The 3,386-nt window shown below is 57.1% G+C and carries 4 protein-coding genes; 2 read left to right on the top strand and 2 right to left on the bottom strand.

Annotation, left to right across the window (positions count from 1 at the left end):
- The first annotated feature begins 178 nt into the window (after positions 1–178).
- Positions 179–979 carry a hypothetical protein gene (locus NW853_RS12560; protein ID WP_414349165.1) on the top strand — a complete coding sequence of 267 codons (801 nt, stop codon included), beginning with the start codon at positions 179–181 and terminating at the stop codon, positions 977–979.
- A gap of 206 nt (positions 980–1,185) precedes the next feature.
- On the opposite strand, the gene NW853_RS12565 is transcribed toward NW853_RS12560, so the two are convergent.
- The gene (locus NW853_RS12565; RefSeq protein ID WP_414337264.1) at positions 1,186–1,419 is read right to left on the bottom strand and encodes a hypothetical protein; all 234 of its coding nucleotides are present in this window, start codon (positions 1,417–1,419) and stop codon (positions 1,186–1,188) included.
- 208 nt (positions 1,420–1,627) lie between these two features.
- Here NW853_RS12565 and NW853_RS12570 point away from each other — a divergent pair, with 208 nt between their 5' ends.
- Positions 1,628–2,038 (top strand): hypothetical protein, encoded by a 411-nt coding sequence (locus tag NW853_RS12570; RefSeq protein WP_414349167.1) that lies wholly within the window; start codon positions 1,628–1,630, stop codon positions 2,036–2,038.
- Here the strand turns inward: NW853_RS12570 and NW853_RS12575 are convergent.
- Positions 2,035–2,853, bottom strand: coding sequence for a DUF1350 family protein (locus NW853_RS12575; RefSeq protein ID WP_414335863.1), 819 nt, complete (start codon positions 2,851–2,853; stop codon positions 2,035–2,037). The genes NW853_RS12570 and NW853_RS12575 overlap by 4 nt on opposite strands.
- Between the last annotated feature and the right edge of the window lie 533 nt (positions 2,854–3,386).

Below are 3,386 nucleotides of genomic sequence, written 5' to 3' on the forward strand. Positions count from 1 at the left end.
CTCAGGAAATGTCCTCATTGAAGGATTGGGGGAGTGGGTTTTCGCCGATCATCAAGTCCTGGAAGGGCTTACTCTAACCCTTCTTACACGGCCTGGAGAGAGCTTGTCCTCTTGGAGTGAAATGCTCTCCGTCATGAACGTTCAGGTACCAAAATCGCCCCGCTTCCTGGCAAACAATATGCGGAATAATCTCTTAGAATACTGCCCCCAAACGACGTGGGAGTTTCACCGGGAGGGCGAAGAAGATGTTCTCTACGAGTTCCGTAGCGCCGGCTGTCGTGGGCAGGCTGCCGGGATCCAAGAGCATGAGATTGGCCGCATCACCCAAGGCCCAGACGGCCCTGTGCGCATTGCCTACGCCACCAAGCCAGAGATGACACCCGAAATCCGGAGTCGCTGGCTCAACTTGCTGGGCAGCGAGGTGGGGACGGCTCGGGGCTTTCCCATCCAAAACCTTACGGGGGTCGCCCGAAAGCCTTCTTCTCCAGCTCCAGAAGCCCCAACCGCAGAGCGGCAGATCGCCCGCTGGCTGCAGGAAGCAACCGATGCCCTGAAGCAGCAGGAAGATTTGCTGGCCGAGCTGGATCGTCTCGGTCAGGAAGCGCAAGCGGATGCCCGCGCCTACAGCCAGAAGGCCCCAAACGAGGCGGGGACAAGCGTGATCAGCCTGCACCGAGGTCGGGGGGACGGCAGCCCTGGCGAGGCCACAACCGAGTTCAAGACCACCGATACCCTAGTCTGGGCCATTTTGCCGGTGGGCAGCCTCCCTGCCAACGCCCAGGTGGAGATGCTTTGGTACTACGAGGGCGGAGAAGCCGGGGGCGAGCAACTGATCCGCAAGTTTGATTTTCCCTGGGATCCCTTGGCCGACACGGTGCAAGGCTTTCTCAGCTTCAGCCAACCCTACACCGGGCGCTACCGTGTCGAGGTTCAGGTCAACGGCGAGAAGATAGGAATTGGCCGCTTCACAATTCGGTAGCCTTAGCTTGGCTCCCACTTCCAACTCTTTTCTCTCGGAGGGAGCCCAGCCTCTCTCTTAGAAGGAAGGGGGAGATAAGGCTTACAGAGAACAATTTTTGACTATAAATCCAGGCTTTTCCGGTAGGGCGATGTCCATCGCCATCTGCCTATTTTTCGCGCTGTGAAGACTATTGCGCTGAGAGTGAAAAGATAGCTCGACATTCTCTAGCGAGTTCTGATCACGGGCCTAGCTTTGAGGTTGTAGATAAAGCTGGTGCGGTACTGCAACAGCAAGTTGCGCAGGTAAAGGGGCAAGTTGCGTCGGTGGAGCAAGCGAGTTCTGCGGTAGAGCAGTGTGCGGCGACGGTTGATCGCCCGGCTGCGCTGTTGCAAAGAAGCTTGAAGAGAACGTTGAAGTGCCAGGGATCCGGGCACACGCCTCAACTTTGGCCGTAACACATCTCACCTCCAGGGCGACCATCGAAAATTAGCTCCAGTGTAGGGGATCCTCAGGAGAGCAGTCGCCAGCAGGTCAGCCTGTTCTGCCCAGCTTGCGGAGATCCTCGCTTCACTCCTCTCCAGATCTTGCAGCAACTGCCGGCCCAGAGGAGCCAGACGATACCGGTCGGTGATCTGCGATCTCGCCGGCGGGATCCCTTTTGTGCTCATGGCCCGCAACAAGGCCAACCGGAAAGGACTACAGATCCAGGCACTTCTGCACACCGACGCCGAGTCATCGAGCATGAGGGGCAACCAGGTTCTTTATATTCTTATTCAACTTTGCCAATGGCCGTTGGGCAGCAGACTTGTTACGATAGATTACGATATGTTGATCATCCTTGCTATTGTTGTCCTGTTGGGATTCTGGGCCCTGCGCCTGATGGAGCAGGCTTTTCAGAGTCAGGAGTTCTCGCGCATGTTGGCCGGGACACTGGTGGCCGTGGCTGCCGGTGGCGTCTTGACCTGTTACTTTCTCATGAGCGACACCCTACAGATGTTGTTTCATCTCCAGGCGCACTCCTCCTTTTCCCACTCTCAAGATCTGGATCTGCTTTCCGATCTGAGCTGGCTTGACTAGGCGAGGTGGGTGGATAGCCAGGCTTGAATGCTGCGGATCATCTGGTGGTTGGGGGCCAGCCAGCTTTGGTAAATCAACTGTCCAAAAGCATCGATGGGGCTGAATTCTTCCCCAACTGGGAAAGGGTAGCTAAAACCCAGCGGAGTTAGGTGATCCCCTTCCAAGTGTTGCCATTCTGTGTAACTTCGATACTTGCGGCAAAGCTGTTGGTAAAGCAGAGGAACATCGTCGATATCATCGTGGCGAAATTCCACGAGCAGGTTGTTGCTGACCGGATACTGCTCCTCGATTAAGCGATTGGTTTCTGCCGGAGAAGGCTCGAACTCCAACCACAGGTTCACAGGCGGCGAAGAGGATCCCATCCACATCCGCCACAGATCGGACAGTTGTTGTTGAGGCCAAGCTTGAGCCAACAGCCGCAGCAAGGGCAGAGCCCGATCCAGCCCGGCGTTGCTGTAGGCCAGGAAAATATTGCCTCGCCGCTGGGATCCCATGGCCAGACAAGAGAGGATCTGCAACTTACAGCCCAGGCTATGGCCCAAGCCAAACAGGGGTAGACCTAGCAAATTTTTGCTTTGCAGGCTTCTGTGCAAAGATTGGGCTGCATTGAGAGCCAGTTGAGCGTGATCGATATCGGTGCTGTAGGGGGTAGCCACAATGGCCATGCCCATGCGGGCCAGTTCTTCGAGCAGGCGGCTGTAGAACACTTGCGGGGCAGCTCCCACAAACGCTCCGCCCAGAAAGTGAATTACGGCACGGGGTTGAGCGGGCAGAAGAAACCAAGTGTGCCCATCTGTCTGCCAAGTCGGTGCCATGGTTTGCGACCTCACCTGCGATTTTGTTGGGGCTCTCCCCACAACCCGGCGCCCGGCAGTCCGATTTTGCCACTTCGCGCGGTTCCTCGCGTCCCGTTTGGCCAGCCCCTGGAACTCATGCTAATGGATATCCTGCCCAAACATGGGGATCCCCAGGCGGACTTCCGATGTAGCAAGCAAAGCTCCGTCCTGCCTCAGGTTGAAGTTCCAGCACGCCTAGGGTGGGGTGTCGTGGGGGATCGTGATGCAGACTTCGCAGTTGAAAATCGACGCCTGCCCGCCGAGCCACTAACCTGGTAGGGAGATAGGTAGAAGTCGGCTTTGATCCATCGGCGCGTTCTACAGCTTTGCATCGTCGGCTGGGCAATGCTTTTCGCCCTGGCAGTAGGGGGCAGAGCATCCCTGCCGGTTCTGCATCTTTTTGACATAGAGGCTCTCCAGGCCCAAGCCGGAGAACTGCCACAACCGGTACGCCTACGACTGCCCCCTGGCCTGGCCCGCTACACCTACGATAAGTCGGCGGGAGATTACTT

The organism is Synechococcus sp. H55.11 (assembly GCF_047462475.1).
Taxonomy (GTDB): Bacteria; Cyanobacteriota; Cyanobacteriia; order Thermostichales; family Thermostichaceae; genus Thermostichus.

Coding starts and splice junctions, on each gene's coding strand:
- NW853_RS12560 (WP_414349165.1), top strand. CDS start 179: ATGCGGAATAATCTCTTAGAATACTGCCCCCAAACGACGTGGGAGTTT.
- NW853_RS12570 (WP_414349167.1), top strand. CDS start 1,628: ATGGCCCGCAACAAGGCCAACCGGAAAGGACTACAGATCCAGGCACTT.
- NW853_RS12575 (WP_414335863.1), bottom strand. CDS start 2,853: ATGGCACCGACTTGGCAGACAGATGGGCACACTTGGTTTCTTCTGCCC.